The 17,450-nt window shown below is 37.8% G+C and carries 16 protein-coding genes and 1 pseudogene; 10 read left to right on the forward strand and 7 right to left on the reverse strand.

Features of this window, described 5'->3' with window-relative positions; all coding sequences use genetic code 11:
• Nucleotides 1-10: 10 nt before the first annotated feature.
• Nucleotides 11-1,498: a TolC family protein gene (locus J582_RS11850; protein WP_001142040.1), complete on the reverse strand. Its 1,488-nt coding sequence runs from the start codon at nt 1,496-1,498 to the stop codon at nt 11-13.
• A 376-nt stretch (nt 1,499-1,874) separates the two neighbouring features.
• Between J582_RS11850 and serC the strand changes: the two genes are divergently transcribed.
• Nucleotides 1,875-2,954, forward strand: a complete 1,080-nt coding sequence (serC, locus tag J582_RS11855) for a 3-phosphoserine/phosphohydroxythreonine transaminase (protein ID WP_022575256.1) — start codon at nt 1,875-1,877, stop codon at nt 2,952-2,954.
• Nucleotides 2,955-3,012: 58 nt separating this feature from the next.
• Here serC and J582_RS26965 read toward each other — a convergent pair whose 3' ends face one another.
• Nucleotides 3,013-3,159 carry a hypothetical protein gene (locus J582_RS26965; protein WP_165395675.1) on the reverse strand — a complete coding sequence of 49 codons (147 nt, stop codon included), beginning with the start codon at nt 3,157-3,159 and terminating at the stop codon, nt 3,013-3,015.
• A gap of 33 nt (nt 3,160-3,192) precedes the next feature.
• Nucleotides 3,193-4,134: a hypothetical protein gene (locus tag J582_RS11860; protein ID WP_004707450.1), complete on the reverse strand. Its 942-nt coding sequence runs from the start codon at nt 4,132-4,134 to the stop codon at nt 3,193-3,195.
• Between the two features lie 256 nt (nt 4,135-4,390).
• On the opposite strand from J582_RS11860, the gene J582_RS11865 reads away from it, so the two are divergent.
• Together J582_RS11865 and J582_RS11870 are read left to right on the forward strand one after the other, a co-directional pair.
• Nucleotides 4,391-4,876, forward strand: a complete 486-nt coding sequence (locus tag J582_RS11865) for a YaiI/YqxD family protein (protein WP_079377047.1) — start codon at nt 4,391-4,393, stop codon at nt 4,874-4,876.
• Nucleotides 4,877-4,886: 10 nt separating this feature from the next.
• Nucleotides 4,887-5,795: a DMT family transporter gene (locus tag J582_RS11870; RefSeq protein WP_004707455.1), complete on the forward strand. Its 909-nt coding sequence runs from the start codon at nt 4,887-4,889 to the stop codon at nt 5,793-5,795.
• Nucleotides 5,796-5,824: 29 nt separating this feature from the next.
• Here J582_RS11870 and J582_RS27515 read toward each other — a convergent pair.
• Nucleotides 5,825-5,905, reverse strand: a pseudogene (locus J582_RS27515) (PilZ domain-containing protein); the annotation flags it as partial.
• A gap of 137 nt (nt 5,906-6,042) precedes the next feature.
• On the opposite strand from J582_RS27515, the gene J582_RS11875 reads away from it, so the two are divergent.
• The 3 genes from J582_RS11875 to J582_RS11885 all read left to right on the forward strand — a co-directional run bounded on the left by J582_RS11875 (nt 6,043) and on the right by J582_RS11885 (nt 10,473).
• A complete protein-coding gene (locus J582_RS11875; RefSeq protein ID WP_004707458.1) occupies nt 6,043-7,278 on the forward strand; it encodes a lipoprotein-releasing ABC transporter permease subunit in 1,236 nt (411 codons plus the stop codon).
• The gene (lolD, locus tag J582_RS11880) at nt 7,271-7,957 is read left to right on the forward strand and encodes a lipoprotein-releasing ABC transporter ATP-binding protein LolD (RefSeq protein WP_004707461.1); all 687 of its coding nucleotides are present in this window, start codon (nt 7,271-7,273) and stop codon (nt 7,955-7,957) included. Before J582_RS11875 ends, lolD begins: the two co-directional genes overlap by 8 nt.
• An 83-nt stretch (nt 7,958-8,040) precedes the next feature.
• Complete coding sequence (locus J582_RS11885; protein WP_031981960.1) at nt 8,041-10,473, forward strand: DNA internalization-related competence protein ComEC/Rec2; 2,433 nt, start codon at nt 8,041-8,043, stop codon at nt 10,471-10,473.
• Here J582_RS11885 and J582_RS11890 read toward each other — a convergent pair.
• Nucleotides 10,426-11,409 (reverse strand): lysophospholipid acyltransferase family protein, encoded by a 984-nt coding sequence (locus tag J582_RS11890; protein WP_081404846.1) that lies wholly within the window; start codon nt 11,407-11,409, stop codon nt 10,426-10,428. The genes J582_RS11885 and J582_RS11890 overlap by 48 nt on opposite strands.
• 132 nt (nt 11,410-11,541) lie before the next feature.
• Here J582_RS11890 and sppA point away from each other — a divergent pair, with 132 nt between their 5' ends.
• Nucleotides 11,542-12,558, forward strand: a complete 1,017-nt coding sequence (sppA, locus tag J582_RS11895) for a signal peptide peptidase SppA (protein ID WP_031981962.1) — start codon at nt 11,542-11,544, stop codon at nt 12,556-12,558.
• A gap of 19 nt (nt 12,559-12,577) precedes the next feature.
• The gene (locus J582_RS11900) at nt 12,578-13,387 is read left to right on the forward strand and encodes an alpha/beta fold hydrolase (RefSeq protein ID WP_031981963.1); all 810 of its coding nucleotides are present in this window, start codon (nt 12,578-12,580) and stop codon (nt 13,385-13,387) included.
• 64 nt (nt 13,388-13,451) lie between these two features.
• Here the strand turns inward: J582_RS11900 and purN are convergent, their stop codons facing one another.
• Together purN and purM are read right to left on the reverse strand one after the other, a co-directional pair.
• Nucleotides 13,452-14,081, reverse strand: a complete 630-nt coding sequence (purN, locus tag J582_RS11905; RefSeq protein ID WP_002052470.1) for a phosphoribosylglycinamide formyltransferase — start codon at nt 14,079-14,081, stop codon at nt 13,452-13,454.
• A complete protein-coding gene (gene purM, locus J582_RS11910) occupies nt 14,078-15,148 on the reverse strand; it encodes a phosphoribosylformylglycinamidine cyclo-ligase (RefSeq protein ID WP_000071984.1) in 1,071 nt (356 codons plus the stop codon). The genes purN and purM overlap by 4 nt, the downstream gene beginning before the upstream one ends.
• Nucleotides 15,149-15,283: 135 nt before the next feature.
• Between purM and cxpE the strand changes: the two genes are divergently transcribed.
• Together cxpE and hda are read left to right on the forward strand one after the other, a co-directional pair.
• A complete protein-coding gene (gene cxpE, locus J582_RS11915; RefSeq protein WP_002052735.1) occupies nt 15,284-16,477 on the forward strand; it encodes a chloramphenicol efflux transporter CxpE in 1,194 nt (397 codons plus the stop codon).
• A gap of 20 nt (nt 16,478-16,497) precedes the next feature.
• On the forward strand, nt 16,498-17,196 hold the full coding sequence (hda, locus tag J582_RS11920; RefSeq protein WP_001249536.1) for a DnaA regulatory inactivator Hda: 699 nt from the start codon (nt 16,498-16,500) through the stop codon (nt 17,194-17,196).
• Nucleotides 17,197-17,450 lie beyond the last annotated feature (254 nt).

Genomic DNA, 17,450 nt, shown 5'->3' on the forward strand with positions numbered 1-17,450 from the left:
TATGCCCCCATTAGCGGATATAGTCGGTGTGTGGTTGAGTCACATAAGCTTTAAACTGGTCCATAGAACCATGGCTTTGCAATAGCGTTGCGAGCGACATGACATATTTATAAGCATTTAAAGCCATTTCTGTTTTTAAAGCACTTAACGCATTTTGCGCGTCAATGACTTGTGTGGCTGTTCCCATACCTTCACGGAAAGAAAGCTCCTGAATACGTAAGTTTTCTTGAGCTGCATTGATATTTCTTTGAAGTAAGGTATGACTTTGTTGCGCTGAATTGAGCTCGTTATAAGATTTATTCAATAAAGCTTCAATCTCTTGTTTAGTTCGTTCGGTCATGAGTTCTGAGGCATAACGTTTTAACTCGGCAGCATGAATATTCTTATTTTTATCTACGCCAGAAAACAGATTGTATTTTGCCATGACACCTACAATCCAGTTTTCATTTTCATCGAGTGAATATTCACCAAAAGCAAAGAGGCTTGGCTTTTTAGCTGCTTGTTGAGCCTGAATATTCGCATTAGCCAATTGGGTGTCTAACTGCATTTTTTGCACAAGGCTTGATTTTTGAGCGTAACTACTTAGCAGTGCTTCTAAAGATTGGCTACGAACTGTATTTACAAAAAGAGGAGTACTCAAATCAGGATTACTTTGCTGATGAAGAAGATTGTTTAAACTGAATTGGCTGGCATTCAGATTTGCTTGAGCATTTTGTAAAGTTCGTTCGGCATTGTTACGGGCAACTTCAAATTGCATGCGTTGTCCTTTACTAATAAAACCTTGCTGTTCGAGCTTTAGCGCGTTGCTGTAATGCTTTTGCATTGCATTAAAGTTAAATAAGCTACTCGCGACCAGTTGTTGTTGTAATTGCACATTAAAGTAACTTTGTACGACTTCGAAGCGCTGTATATCTTGCTGTTGTTGGCTTGAAAGCTCGGAACGTTGAGCTTGAATATTAGCTATTTTCTTTGCACTAGTCGTCAAGCCTCCTGTATAGATTGGCATCACAACTGAAATAGAGGGGCGAACCACTTGGTCTTCTACAGTCAAATTAGCGTAGTTAGGAAAACGATTGATTCCATCATGGATGATTTGGTTTGAACCTTCTTGAACTTGTCCTAAAACATCTGATGGAATGACATTGTTCCACTGAGACAATTTGTCGTTTAATCCTTGGCTTAAATCATTCTCAAGTTTTTGCTTAAAACCACTAAGTGGCACATCTGTTTCACTATGAAACGCGTATGCTCTAACGTTTAAATCAACTCTGGGTAAGCCTAAACCTTTTACTGCTTCGGCTTCTAATTGAGAGGCTTGTTGTAAAGCTTGGTTGGCTTGAGTGCTATACGAGCTTTTTAAAGCTTGTTGTTCTGCTTCAGCATAACTTAAGCTTTGTGCATAAATAGGCGTTGCAATAAATACTCCCAATACCAACGCAAGGTAATTGGGTTTAAAGAAAAAAGGGCGGATTGACTGTCGATACTGATGTGTTGGCATTTTATATAACAATTTTTGATCATCCCTTATAGTTTAAATTTCTTGTTATTAAATTCAATTATCATATTGTTTATTATACAATTGTATAAAAGCACAAAATGATTTTGAGTTTATTTTGCTTGACGGAAAATCATACAGCAAACTTTATATATTCCTCACAGTATGGGGAACTCGATTAACAAGTCAAGTTGAACTTTATCTAATAAAACTTATAAAAAAATAAGTGAAAGCAAAGAAATAAATAAAATAGTTATTGAAAAAATAAACCTAAATACGCCCTAGCATTGAAATATTTACTAGAGAAGCTGCTGCAAGCTTAAGCAATCTGTGGTTAAATGCCTTTTTTTATTGTGTTTCACTTTACAAGGGAAAAATCATGCGCGCGTACAATTTCTGTGCTGGTCCTGCTGCATTACCTACTGCCGTTTTAGAAAAAGCTCAAAAAGAGTTGTTGGATTGGCAAGGTAAAGGTCTATCCATCATGGAAATGAGTCACCGTAGTGCTGACTATGTTGCCGTAGCTGAAAAAGCTGAAGCAGATTTGCGTAAGCTTATGAATATTCCTGAAAACTATAAAGTACTGTTTTTACAAGGCGGCGCGTCATTACAATTTTCAGCAATTCCTTTAAACCTGCTTGGTAAAAATAACAAAGCAGATTATATCCATACAGGAATTTGGTCTGAAAAAGCGTTAAAGGAGGCAAAACGCTATGGAGATATTAATACTGTAGAAGCAGGTATTAAAGTAGATGGTAAGTTCGCCATCTCTGATCAAAGCGAATGGAACTTGTCTGACGATGCAGCATATGTTCATTATGCAGATAATGAAACAATTGGCGGATTACAGTTTGCAGGTATTCCTGATGTTAAAGCGCCACTTGTATGCGACTATTCATCAAGTATTTTATCAGCTCCATTAGATGTGACCAAATTTGGTTTAATTTATGCCGGCGCACAAAAAAATATTGGTCCTGCTGGTTTAACAATCGTTATTGTTCGTGATGATTTACTTGACCAAGCTAAGCCAGAAATTCCAAGCATTTTAAAATATGGTGACCAAGCGAAAAATGGTTCTATGGTAAATACTCCTTCAACTTATGCTTGGTACTTGTCAGGTTTAGTATTTGAATGGTTATTAGAGCAGGGTGGGGTAGAGGCTATCCATAAAGTGAACCTTGAAAAAGCTCAGTTACTCTATGGTTATATCGATTCAAGCGATTTCTATAATAACCCAATTGCTATTCCAAACCGTTCAATTATGAATGTACCATTCACTTTGGCAGATGAAGCTTTAGAAAAGCAATTCTTGAAAGAAGCTGAAGAAAATCATTTATTAAACTTGGCAGGCCACCGTTCAGTTGGGGGTATGCGTGCAAGTATTTATAACGCTGTGCCATTAGAAGGCGTGCAAGCACTTATTCGCTTTATGGATGATTTTGCTAAACGTAATGGTTAAGTAAATCAAATAAATAAAGCCCTCAAAAAGAGGGCTTTATTTTTATATAATTTATTAATTAAAAAGGCATAAAACCAAATTGATGTATCATCATCGCAGCTAAGAACATACCTAAAATGAAAAAGCAAAACGCACCAGTATCGACCCTTAAACGTGGGTTACTAGTTTGAATGAGGCTGGTGGTTTGTTCAGGTATAATCTTCATTCAATAGCCTAATTTTTAAAATATTAGTGAAATTCAATTAGTTTCACTATTTTTAGCATAAATATTCGCCTGAATCCAGATATTACCGCGAATATATTCACCAATATTAAAGTTTTTGTACAAATCATTTTGAGTCGCGATGCGCACTAATATGGCAGGAAGATTGTCTTCTAAAACTAAAGTGACATCGTAAAGGGTATATTCTGCACCCATAAATGTCATTGAAGTTTTACCGACAATATTACCTTGGAACCATGCTTCGTCTTCTTGACCAAGATTTTCCCCATATAAATATGCAACCATTTTTGAAAAATCAACCGTCACAGGTTGTTGATCTTCCTCAGTTTTCGGTTGCCATTCATTAATGAGTTCTTGTAGGTTTTCAGGTGCAATACCATTATTTTCAGTTAAAATTGCATTTAACGCACGGTGATGCTTAATTGATGCCGGATCATCTACAACAATTGTTTCGCCGGCAGGGACGGACTCTAATTCATAAGCCCATGCATTAAATTGAACTTGGTAAGTTTGGGTTTTGTCATATTGACAACGATTAACACTAAATAAATTATCAAATGCATAAACAGTCGTATTTTTATTTAATCTTAAACTTAATACTGCCTGAGTTGCTGAATCACAAGTAATGATGCGCTCAATTTGTGCATTATATTGATACGGGCTTTCAAAACTAGGAAATGCTGTTTTTAGAGCACGAGGCTTTTGATTTTCAACTGCAATAATTTGGTTAATGGTGACATTTTGCCCTTGAGGACCTTGAATCAGCCAAAAAGATTGATCCATTTCATCTTCACTTTGGCATAAACCCATTGGCATTACAGGAGCATCAAGCGCCAGTCCAAGCCATTTTGGTACATCTGTCTCTGGATGGGCGGTCAGTAGATTCCAATGCTCGCCATGACTACCAAAATTTTGGTCGTTTACCGTAATAACTTCTGGACTGTTTTGATTTTTCATAAGTACGATTGATGTTGGGTTTATCTCACTTGTTATATTAAATCGAGGGTAATTGCTATTTTTCAAGTCAACATATGTAAATTCTCTTGCAAAAGCACATATTTACTTATTAAAAAGCCTTTCAATAGGCAAAACACGTGCTTTTAAGAGTGAATATAGTCGACTGTTAAGAGATTGTTAAAATTAACTTTAGAAAACAAGTTTTATATTTAGCGCTATTCTCTAATGAAATGCATCTGTTAGACTTATATTTTTAGTGGAAATAGAGAATAACGTGCTGCCATTTAAGTTATGGGTAGACGCAGATGCATTACCTAAAATTCTGCGTGAAGTCATTTTGCGAGCTTCAGATCGTTATCAGTTAGAAGTGATTTTTGTAGCCAATCAAAATGTCGGTATTACCCCATCGGTACGCATTAAATCAATACAGGTTTTAAGTGGGGCTGATCAGGCCGATCAGGAAATCGTTGATCGTATGTCTGAAAATGACATTGTAATTACACAAGATATTCCGCTTGCTGCTCAAGTCATTGAAAAAGGTGGTATCGCGATTCATCCACGTGGTGAGATTTATACCACTGCAAATGTTAAGGCACGATTGCACTTACGTGACTTTATGGACACGCTGCGTGGTGCTGGAGTCCAGACAGGTGGTCCTCCTCCAATTTCAGAACGTGATAAGCGTGAATTTTCCAGTGCACTCGACCAAACAATTTTAAAGCAAAAACGTAAAACTGCTTAGTGAGCTTCTTATGCCATCCCAGACCAACTTGGCTTCAACTTATGTCTTGCTTGTATTTATTTGGGCAACGACACCTTTAGCCATTGTATGGAGCGTGTCTGACTTACATGTCATGTGGGCCTTACTACTACGTTTTTATATTGCTTTACCTCTTTCGGTTATTGTTTTACTTATTCTAAAAACTTCTTTTCCCACTCATAAGCAAGCTCTCCATAGTTATTTTGCAGGGTCTTTTAGTTTAATTGGCTCTCAAATTTTTACTTATGCTGCAACTCAATATTTAAGTTCAGGCATGATCGCACTCATGTTTGGTCTGGCGCCTATCATGGCTGGATTAATTGGCCGTTTTGCTTTTGGTCAGCATCTTTATAAATTGCAGTGGCTTGGTATGGCGATTGCCGTTTGTGGTCTAGCAATCATTTGTTTGAATGGATCTGGTCAGCACGTGCATCCATTTGGCATTGTTTTAATGTTGATCAGTGTTTTTGTGTATTCATTTTCTATTTTTTGGGTAAAAAAAGTGAATGCCCAAATTCAACCTATGGCTCAGGCAACAGGTTCAATCTTGGTCTCATCGCTTTTGGCGAGCTGTCTTATTCCATTTATTTGGCAATATGCTCCGACCCATTTGCCGCAAGCTAAATCCTTATTTGCTCTAATTTATACAGTTCTTATGGCTTCACTCGTTGCTATGTTCTGTTATTTCAAACTTGTACAAAATATCAAAGCAACTACTTTATCGCTTACAACCGTTATTACGCCTATGTTAGCTATGATGATTGGTGCTGTTTTAAACCATGAACATCTTTCAATGATGGTTTTTGTGGGGGCATTTATTATCTTGTTTGGTCTATTCCTGTATTTCTATAAAGATATTCAAGCAAACCGTAATTTTGCCCAACATATTAAATCTAAATAGGAGAAGATGAGGGTAATTTGTTGAGCTTATTCATTAAATTGTTCTAATTCGTAGCTAAATGCATGATCAAATTGATCTCATATCTTAAGTAGTAGAAAATAGCGCAGCAATATAATATTAGGATTGTTAAGGGTAGGTCAGAACTTACTGATTTTTAAACCTTAATACAGCATCTAACGATATGGCTAAATAAGAAGTGTGGATCGCACTTCTCTATTTTCCATCAATGACCTTGGATTTAGAAGGTATGTTTAAACCAATCTCACTGTATATAGGGTTGAGATATACTCGCGCACGACGCAGTAATCATTTTATTTCTTTTATTGCATTGGTTTCGATGGTCGGTTTGACACTTGGTGTCGCTGTACTGATCACGGTACTTTCTGTAATGAACGGTTTTGACCGCGAATTGAAAAATCGTGTTTTGGGAATGGTACCGCAAGCGACAGTTTCTTCAACGCAAATTCTTACGGATTGGCCTGAGCTGATTAAACGAGTTGAAAATCATCCCCATGTGACTGGAGTTGCACCTTTTACTCAATTACAAGGTATGTTAACTGCTCAAGGGCAAGTGGCTGGTATCATGGTGACGGGTATTGATCCGAAATATGAAAAGAATGTGTCTATCATTCAAAATCATATTGTTGCGGGTAGCCTCGACTCACTTAAAAAGGGTGAGTTTGGTATTGTGCTTGGTAAAGACATGGCCGATTCACTTGGTTTACGTCTAAATGACAGCGTGACACTGGTTTTACCTGAAGCAACTCCATCTCCGGCAGGTGTTGTGCCTCGTTTTAAGCGCTTTAAAGTGGTGGGTATTTTCAGCGTAGGTGCTGAAGTGGACTCAATGGTCGGATACATTGCTTTATATGATGCATCGACTTTATTGCGTTTACCTGATGGTGCTCAAGGCGTCCGTTTAAAAATGGATGATATTTTTGCAGCACCTCAAGTTGCCGATGATATTGTGAAAAACTTGCCAAGCAATTTCTACGCAACGAACTGGACTTATACACACGGTAATTTGTTTAATGCCATTCAAATGGAAAAAACATTAGTTGGTTTATTACTTGTACTGATTATTGTGGTTGCTGCATTTAACATTGTTTCGTCTTTGGTCATGGTGGTAACTGACAAAAAATCGGACATTGCAATTTTACGTACTTTAGGTGCGTCACCATCCATGATTACTAAAATCTTTATGGTGCAAGGTACCGTGATTGGTGTTATTGGTACAGTTGCGGGCACGGTTTTAGGTGTAATTTTGGCACTTACGATCAGTGATATTATTTCTTGGTTTAATAATGTTCTTGGACTTAATTTGTTCGATGCCTATTTTGTACATTACTTACCTTCGTACTTAAGATGGCAAGACGTGACAATTATCGTGATTGTTTCTTTACTCTTAAGTTTCTTGGCAACAATTTATCCGGCGCTTCGTGCAGCCAAAGTTCAACCTGCCGAGGCATTGCGTTATGAGTAAAGTCGTTCTAGAAGCAAAAGATATTTATAAGCATTTTGATGATGGTAAATCTAAGGTTGAAGTCATTAAAGGTCTTTCTTTACAAGTTGAAGCAGGACAGTTTGTCTCTATTGTTGGTGCAAGTGGTTCAGGTAAAAGTACTTTGTTACATGTACTCGGTGGCTTAGATCAACCGACTCAAGGCCAAGTCTTTTTAAATGGTCAGCGCTTTGATAACTTGGGTGAAGCAGAACGTGGTTTTCAACGTAATCAGTATTTAGGTTTCGTTTATCAGTTTCACCATTTATTGCCTGAATTTAGTGCGCTTGAAAATGTGGCAATGCCTTTGATGCTTCGAGCGGACAGTCAATATAAGTCGGTTAAGGCTCAGGCTGAATATTTGTTAGATCGAGTTGGGTTATCTCATCGTATGGACCATAAACCAGGTGAACTTTCTGGTGGTGAACGTCAACGTGTGGCTCTTGCTCGAGCATTGGTGACTAAGCCTGCGGTCGTTTTAGCTGATGAACCAACCGGTAATTTGGACCGTAAAACAGCTGTAGGTATTTTCCAATTACTTACCGACTTGAAGAAAGAACTAAATATGGCGATGCTCATTGTGACCCATGATGAGCAATTAGCTCAGGCAGCAGATTCTATCTTGCATATGGAAGATGGTTTGTGGGTAAGCGGTTCTTAAAAAATTGTCATTAAATCACATTGTTAAAGCCCACTGAGTTGGGCTTTAATTTTGCCCCTAAAATGATAACGACAAGATTTTAAATGCTTAAAATTATTTTATTGGGATGGGTTGGTGGTATTGCATTGATGGGCATTAATTTACCTTTAATTATGCAATATGGAAAAGTAGGCAGAGCTCTGCTGTTACTTGCTTTTATTTTCTATCTTTTTAAACGCTCAGTATTCGTTAGCCGACCATTTTTAAAGGCAATGTATTCTTTGTTATGTGCAGCAAACCTTTTTGTTGTGGGGTATCAATATGCCGAGAATGCGTTGGTCGAACGCTTACAACAAAGAGAAATGGATTCAAAAAATCTAGATATTATTGTTTATATAAATCAACTAAGTGAAGAAAAAGACAATAAAGTTCAACAAAGTGCTCAAGTATTAAACCTATCTAAAGATCCGGTAAATTGGCTACTGTATTTAAAAAATGATAATCAAAGTATGTTGAAGAGCAATCAAGAACTTCAATTAGGCCATTACTATCGACTATCTGGAAAAACAAAACCTGCTCATAGTTACGCCACAGCAGGAGCTTTTGATCAGGAAAAATGGTTTATTCAGCGAAATATAATGTCTGGTTTTATTGTTCAGTATATTGAGCCTTTAAGCCATGATGAAATTTATCGATTGGGATATCAACAGCATTCAAGAGAACAGCAGTCCTTTTTTAATAGATTTCAAATAAATATAGAAAAGCTGCGCTTAACTTTTAGACATCTATTGGAAAATTCTTCACTACAACAAAAAGGACTAATTTTAGCTTTGCTGACTGGTGATGAAAGCCTTTTATCAGATGAGACCCAAATACAATTTAAACAATTGGGAATTGCTCACTTGTTAGCGATTTCAGGGCCACATGTACTTATTTTTGCCATTATGTTGTCTTGGTCCTGTCATCAAGTCATCTGCCGTTATTATCCTCAAATTTACTTATGGAAACCCAAACAAGTTTTGATGGCTATACCATGCTGTTTCGGTGTTTTAATTTATACAGCTTTTGTGGGTTTCGAAATTCCTGCACTACGGACATTGTTGTCAGTCTTTATATTTATTTCTTTTATATTATTAAAACAACCTCTTAAACCATTTGCATTGCTCATATACAGCGCAAGTTTATTATTACTCATGGACCCGTTTAGTGTCTTGTCTGCAGGGTTTTGGTTGTCTTATGGGGCATGTTTTATTTTATTAAGAATTTATCAAACTATAGTTCAAATACCTGATCAACATTTTTTAAGCTTACGCTCGAAAATGATTTTTATGACTAAGGTGTTAATTGAGTCTCAAGGCAAAATCTTTATTGCATTGAGTCCTTTAACCTTACTTTTCTTTCAACAAATTTCTTGGATTGCTCCATTAACCAATATTGTTGCGGTGCCTATCGTTGGTGGGATTATTGTTCCTTTAAACATCATAGCTGCTTGTACATGGTTTATTGCCAAACCATTTGGAAACATGCTTTTTTATTTCAATGATATCTTGCTCAGTATATTGCTGAGTTGTTTAGACTTATTAGAAAAACTGTCTTTACCACTACAAGGTATAAGCTTGACGCCACTGGCTTTATTCGCAGTGAGTTTAGGCATCCTTATTTTATTTTTGCCTAAAGGTATTTTGCCAAAAACATGGGGAATGCTCTGTTGTTTACCTCTCATTGTTGTGAATAAAACGAACCAACCAATTCAACTTCATATTTTAGATGTTGGGCAGGGGCAGGCTATTTTCTTGCAGCAGCCTGAACAAAACTGGCTAATTGATACAGGTGGTTCTTACGATGAAAAGATCTTTAGTATTGGTCAAAATGTTGTAGTTCCATTCTTACGCCAACAAGGAGTAAAGCGATTAGATCGTGTTGTGCTATCTCATCTTGATCAAGATCATAGTGGGGCTTTTTCTTTCATTCAGCAGGAGATTCCTGTAAAGCAGGTTCTCTCAAATGAGCAATCTTCCACTACTCTAAAGCAGCCATTTCAGTATTGTCATCAAGGTCAACAATGGCAATATCCTGAATTAGATATTCAAATTTTATGGCCTAAAGAAAAAGATTTAGCTTTTGTCCATTCTCAACAGAATCAATATTCCTGTGTGGTATATCTGCATTTTAAAGGAATTAGTGATTACCAAAATTTTCTGATTATGGGAGACGCGGGATGGGAGACAGAATACGAATTGTTAAAAGACTATCCAAGTTTAAAAGTAGATGTTTTGGTATTAGGCCATCATGGAAGCAAGCACAGTTCGGCTTATGATTTTTTAGCAACCCTAAAACCAAAACTGGCAATTGCATCGGCAGGGTTTGATAACCGTTATGGCCATCCTAGCCAAGAGGTTATCAATCGTTTAAAAGCCCTTCATATCCCACTTAAAAGTACAGTAGAGCAAGGAACGTTAAGTTTTGTTTTGGAAAATCAAAAAATGATTTTACACAACCGACGTTTTGAGCGCCTCTGGTTGCGTAGAGTTCCCTAAAGCTTCAGCCTTGAGCCTATTCACGGTTTTAATCGCTTCTGAAGGGTCAATATTATAAACATTGTCTAAAGCTGGGTTTGCTTTAAAGCGTTTATAGCTCCAGTGGTAGTGTTCTGGATATTTATGGATGAGTTGCTCAATTGCCTGATGGATGACATAAGTACCATCGTCTGCAGTTCCTTCATAGATCTTCTCATCCATTGGTTCGATATGCATGGTAAAACCATCATTTTCATTACGGATCGCATAAAGGAATAAAGCTTTTGCCTTAGTCTTCTGGATGAGTTTTGCACTTAAATTACTTGAAGCAAGTGGCACACCAAAATAGTTCACCATATCTCCCCCAATGTTCGGAGTATGATCTGGCAAAATTACTGTAGTTTCACCTTGTTTGAGTGCTTTAAAAATTTGTCTTACACCAGTTTCATCGGTCGGGACTAGATTTGCTTGTTCACGACTGCGAGCTTCTCGTACAAAACGGTCAGCATCATCATTTTTGACTGGTTTATATAAAATAGTCATTGCTGTGAACTGAGCACACCATGCATTCATGACTTCCCATGTCCCAAAATGAGGAACAATGAGTACAACACCTTTTTTTGCTGCTAAAGCATCGTGAAAGTATTGTTCGCCTTCTATCCGATGGATACGAGCAATATTTTCTTCATTAGATGAACCCCAGATACTTAAAAACTCGAAATATGAGGTTAATTCATTACGTACAGCTTTTTCTGTAATTGCTATACGTTGCTGTGGTGTTAAGTGGGGCAGAGCAATTCTTAAGTTAAGCTCTATACTTTTTGAAGTTTTAGTAATTTTTAAAGTATTTACAAGGCCAGCCAATAGACGAGCAATAGAACGCCCAAATTGAATAGGTAGTCGGCTAAATATTTTGAGTAATTGATAGTTCATGCTTTTTGAATCTGGTCTGGTCATCTATAGCAGTAAGGAGGAAACAACAAGTAAAAAAAGACAAAAATATTATAAATGAAATCATATTATTTAGACAGTTTTTATCAAATCAACGTATATAATGACATCATTTCGATTGATTTGGATTGGAATTTTATGTCCGATTGGCCACCAAAACCACAAAATGAACCTATAACCTCTAAACAGAATGGACCAGAATGGCAAATCCTTGAGAAAGCTGTGCTGGCTTCTGTAGAAGAACAACGCCGTAGTCGTCGCTGGGGTATATTCTTTAAAACACTTACTTTTATTTATCTATTGTTCATTGTTGTGTTAATGGGCAAAGGTTGTTCGACTAGCAAAGAAGGCTCAGCAGCAAGTAGTAGCAGTGCTCATCTGGCTGTGGTTGATATTGTTGGAACCATTGATGCTTCAAGCAATCAAGCAGTAAATAGTGAAGATACGAACAAAGCGCTTAAGCGTGCTTTTGAAGCTTCAAATAGCAAAGCAATTGCACTTAATATTAATTCTCCTGGCGGTTCTCCTGTTCAGTCGGATGAAATTTGGCAAGAAATTCGCTATTTGAAAAAAGAACATCCTGACAAGAAAGTCTATGCAGTGATTGGCGATATGGGTGCTTCTGGTGCTTATTATATTGCTTCTGCTGCTGATGAAATTATTGTGAATCCATCAAGTTTGGTAGGCTCAATTGGTGTCATTATGCCGAACTATGGCATTACTGGTTTAGCTCAAAAACTTGGAATTGAAGACCGTACTTTGACAGCGGGCACCAATAAAGACATTTTAAGTATGACAAAACCGATTAATCCTGTACAACGAGAGCATATTCAATCTGTACTCGATAATGTCCATACTCATTTTATTAATGCAGTGAAAGAAGGACGCGGGAAACGCTTAAAATCAAATGATCCTGCTATTTTCTCAGGTCTTTTCTGGACTGGCGAGCAAGCAATCCAGTTGGGTGTCGCTGACCGCTCAGGTAACATTACGAGCTTGATGCGTGAACTGAAGCTTGATAATAAAGTTGACTACACAATTGAACGTAATCCACTGCAATCTATTTTAGGTCGAATGGGAGCAGAAATGGGTAAAGGTTTAAGTGAGTCAGTTGCTCAACGTTTAGAGACGAGCCAAGACGCAAAGCTACAATAATTTAAATCAGGATAACGGTATGTCAGTAAAACCGGTTATACACTTTGCGCATGCCAATGGCGTGCCGTCTAAGGTGTATCAAAAGTTGTTTGATCAATTAAAAGATGAGTATGACGTAATTTATGTTCCACTCATTGGACCTGACAAACGTTATCCGATTACCAATCACTGGCCTTTTTTGGTTGATCAGGTGATTGATAGTATTGTACACCAAGCGAAGGGGCGAAAAGTGATTGGATTGGGCCATTCGCTCGGTTCAGTTTTAACTTTAATGGCTTCTTTTAAACGTCCTGAGCTGTTCTCACAAGTGATTATGTTAGATCCGCCTCTTATTTTGGGTAGATACTCTTTTGCTTTCCATATGGCAAAATTATTTAAACCTAAAATAGTCGATGACATGACACCTGCGGGCTTATCTGCACGTCGTCGTGAGCATTGGGAGTCTCGTGAGCAAGCCGCTGCATTGTTACGTCCAAAAGGTTTTTATAAAGACTTTGATGAAGACTGCTTTCAAGCCTATATTGACTATGCTTTAAAAGAAGATCCAGTTCGTGGCGGTGTTACTTTAACTATTTCTCGTGAAGATGAAGTTGCGATATTCCGTAAAAATCCTTCTTGGTGGTGGCTACCTATGCCAAAACCGAAAATGCCTGTACATCTAGTCGTGGGTAAAGAGAGTGCCTTCTTAAAAAGAGGTTTTCCTCAAATGGCAAAGCGTAAAATGGGAATTCCATTTAGTGTGGTTGAAGGAGGGCATATGTTCCCTCTAGAGCATCCAATTGATACAGTGAATTATATTAAAAAGCTTATCGATAGTAATTCACGCTAATAAGACTTTTATAAAAAAAGGACATGCATGCATGTCCTTTTTTTACTTACGTTGAGCAAATCTTTTACCAAGATGCAAAACGAATAGGGTGTTCAAGAATTTGATTACGGAAATAGGCTTGTCCATCTTTCCATGTCAGCTGGCCATTACATAACCATTCTGCAACTTGAGGATAAATAAAATGCTCAAGTTTATGTACACGTTCTGCCAAAGAAGCAACATTGTCATGTTCTTTGACTTCAATTGCAGATTGAGCAATTGCTTGACCAGCATCAAGTTCAGAAGTTACAAAGTGAACTGTACAACCATGCAATCGATCGCCCGTATTTAATACACGCTGATGTGTATTAACACCTTTATAAGCGGGTAATAGTGAAGGATGGATATTGAGCATTTTACCTTGCCATTTATCGACAAAGTTTGCAGTTAAAATACGCATGAAGCCAGCTAAAATAACGATATCAGCTTGCCATGCCATAAGTTGCTGATGCATCGCTTCATCAAAATCGGCACGACTAGGAAAGTCTTTATGCGAAATTACCGCTGTTGCGATATTGGCATTTTGAGCACGCTCTAGGGCATAAGCATCGGCTTTATTGGACAATACACCTACAATTTGCCCTGATAGACGTGCATCTATCAAGGCTTGTAAGTTACTGCCGTTCCCAGAGACTAGAACAGCAATTTTCATCATTCAAAGATCACACGAATTTTTTCGTCTGCACCTTCCACTGATTCAGCATTTTCTTGGATATGTCCGATTTTCCAAGCTTTTTCACCTTGAGCATTAAGCACTTCAATTGCTTTTTCTGCATCATTTGCGTCAACTGCAATCACCATACCTACACCACAGTTAAAGGTACGGTACATTTCAAAACGTTCTACATTACCTTCACGTTGTAGAAGTTTGAATAATTCTGGCCATTCCCAAGAAGCTTCATTAATGACAGCTTGAGCACCATTTGGTAATACACGCGGTAAGTTACCAGGTAAACCGCCACCAGTGATGTGTGCCATAGCATGCACATCAACTTGTTTGCAAAGCTCAAGAACTGGTTTTACATAAATACGTGTTGGTTCCATTGCGACATCTGCAAGAGGACGGCCATCAATCACTTGAGTTAAGTCTACATTCTTAACATCTAGGATTTTACGTAGTAATGAATAACCATTTGAGTGAGCACCACTTGATGCAACACCAATAAGTACATCACCAGATTTTACTTTAGAGCCATCAATAATTTTGCTTTGCTCAACAACACCCACTGCAAAACCAGCAAGATCGTAATCTTCACCTTCATACATACCAGGCATTTCAGCTGTTTCACCACCTACAAGTGCACAACCTGCAAGTTCACAACCTTTACCGATACCAGTAACTACGTTTGCAGCTACGTCTACATTTAAGTGACCAGTTGCATAATAGTCGAGGAAGAATAATGGTTCTGCACCACAAACCAAAAGATCGTTAACACACATAGCGACAAGATCTTGGCCGATTGTGTCATGACGATTAAGGTTAAGTGCTAAACGTAATTTAGTACCTACACCGTCAGTTCCAGAAACCAAAACAGGTTCTTCGTAACCTTTAGGAATTTTGCATAGTGCACCAAAGCCACCAAGTCCGCCCATTACTTCTGGACGAGTTGTACGTTTAGCGACTGACTTGATACGATCGACCAGTGCGTCGCCCGCTTCAATGTCAACACCCGCATCTTTGTAGCTTAAACCGGTATTTGGGGTAGAAGTTGAGTTGCTCATAAATGAAGTCTCCGCATTGGCGGCAGATTATAACCTGAATATACGAAACTCTTATGTTATTTATGCTCGAAAATGCTATCTTTAATAAAAATATTTTTCCATTTATAACGATTAAATCAAAAAAGGCTAGATTTTATGCAAGATCGTATACTGCGCCGTATTTTCTTACTCGCAGGTATTGTATTGCTGGTATGGGTATTATACTTGCTCAAGCCTGTGGTCATTCCATTTCTTGGTGCTTTTTTCCTGGCTTATTTATTCAGTCCACTTGTCGATGTTCTAGTAAAAATTAAGCTCCCTCGTTGGTTGGCAATTAGCATCGTTTTTATCGGTATCGGTGTAACTTTAACTGTTGCATTATGGTATTTGGTACCACTCATCTGGAAACAACTTGTTTATGCTCGAGATAGTATCCCTGCTGGAATTCATTGGATTAATGCAGAGCTACTGCCTTGGATTTCTTCGACCTTCCATGTACAACAAATGGAAATCGATACCGATCAAATGTCCAAAGCGGTTATGGATTATGTCCAGACCAATTACAGTGCCGATAGCATTCAGGCTGTTTTATTAAAGCTTGCACAATCAGGTCTGAATTTTATTCAGATTGGTGGAACACTCGTTTTAATTCCAATTATCGCTTTTTATTTTTTATTAGACTGGGACCGTATGTTGCAGAACTTACGTCGTCTCATCCCACGACCATATGAAGCCACTACCTTACAAATCGTTCGTGAATGCCATAGTGTTTTAGGAGCATTTGTTAAAGGTCAGTTCCTCGTTATGCTTTTGCTCGGTGTGGTCTATGCGGTAGGTCTACAATTAATTGGGTTAGAGGTTGGACTTATTATTGGTATGGTGGCAGGCCTTGCCAGTATTATTCCTTATTTGGGATTTGCAGTCGGCATTATTGCAGCCATTATTGCAAGTCTATTTCAGTTTGGAATGGACTGGACTCACTTGTTACTCGTTGGTGTGGTTTTTATGATTGGTCAAGCTGTAGAAGGCTATATTCTACAACCATTCCTACTCGGTGATAAAATTGGTCTTTCACCAGTTGCTGTTGTATTTGCTGTTTTGGCAGGCGCGCAACTTGCTGGTTTCTTAGGAATGCTCATCGCATTACCAGTGGCTGCGGTCATTGTTGTACTCTTAAAGCACTTAAGGGATAACTATGAAAAGAGTAGCCTTTATGGTGCGTATTCGGAATTATTTGTGCAAGAGGGTAATATTCAGCAAATTCATGTAGAAACTGAAAATACTAAACTTGATCTTGAAGTTAAAACACAGCAAGATACAGATACACCAAATCTTTCAGATCAGAAATAATTTCAAGGCCAATTGATTATATGCGTCAACTCCAACTGGATATAGAACCTCAACTTGATGCCCGAATCAGTGATTTTTCGGGACCAGGTTGGGGGCATGTAGTCGATGCAGTGCGTCAACTACATGCAGGTCTAGTCAATAGATTTTATATCTATGGTGGAGCTGGAACAGGTAAGAGTCATTTGCTTTCAGCGATTTGTGATTCTTATTTAGAAGTAGGCAAGTCAGCAATAAAAGTTTCACTGTTGGAACTTCTTGATGCTCCGATTGAGGCAATTACTTGTTTAGAGCATTATGATTTAGTTGCTTTAGATGATATTGAATCTATTAGTGGCGTGCCGCACTGGCAAAAAGCGGTGTTTCATTTAATGAATAACCATGAAGGGCAACTTGTATTTTCTTCACGTGTTGCGCCGATTGAATTAAAACTCGAGTTACCAGACTTACAATCACGTCTTACCCAAGCGGTCAGTGTAAAAGTGCCAAGTGGAAGTCTATACGCAGACCGTTATGCTTTAGTCACTTCCGTTATGGCTAGACGTGGTATCCATTTCGATCAGCAGATTGTCGACTATTTACTTTTACATGGGCCGCATCAAGCTTCTGTTTTATTACAAACCGTAGCACAGTTAGAAAAACTTCTTAAAGGTGAGAAGACTAAGCTTTCAAATGCAACGTTAAGACAAATTTATGCTTTAATTGATGAGTACCAACAATAAATTGTTTCATACATCTCGTTATTTCTTTGGTTGGGGTGAACTTGGGTTTTTTGCTAAAAAAATAATGAACTATTAAATACTTATGCTTTTAACTTTAAAGTGTATTGTTAAAATTTTTCCTAAGAAAATTTTCATATATCAATAGATGCTTAAATAACCAAATATTTATAAAGTTATATGAACAAAATGACCGGATAGGCCGATCAAAATATCTTGAGAAATTCTGATTCCTGTGACAAAGTACGCACAAAGGA

The organism is Acinetobacter sp. 1566109 (assembly GCF_000582255.1).
Classification (GTDB): Bacteria; Pseudomonadota; Gammaproteobacteria; order Pseudomonadales; family Moraxellaceae; genus Acinetobacter; species Acinetobacter nosocomialis.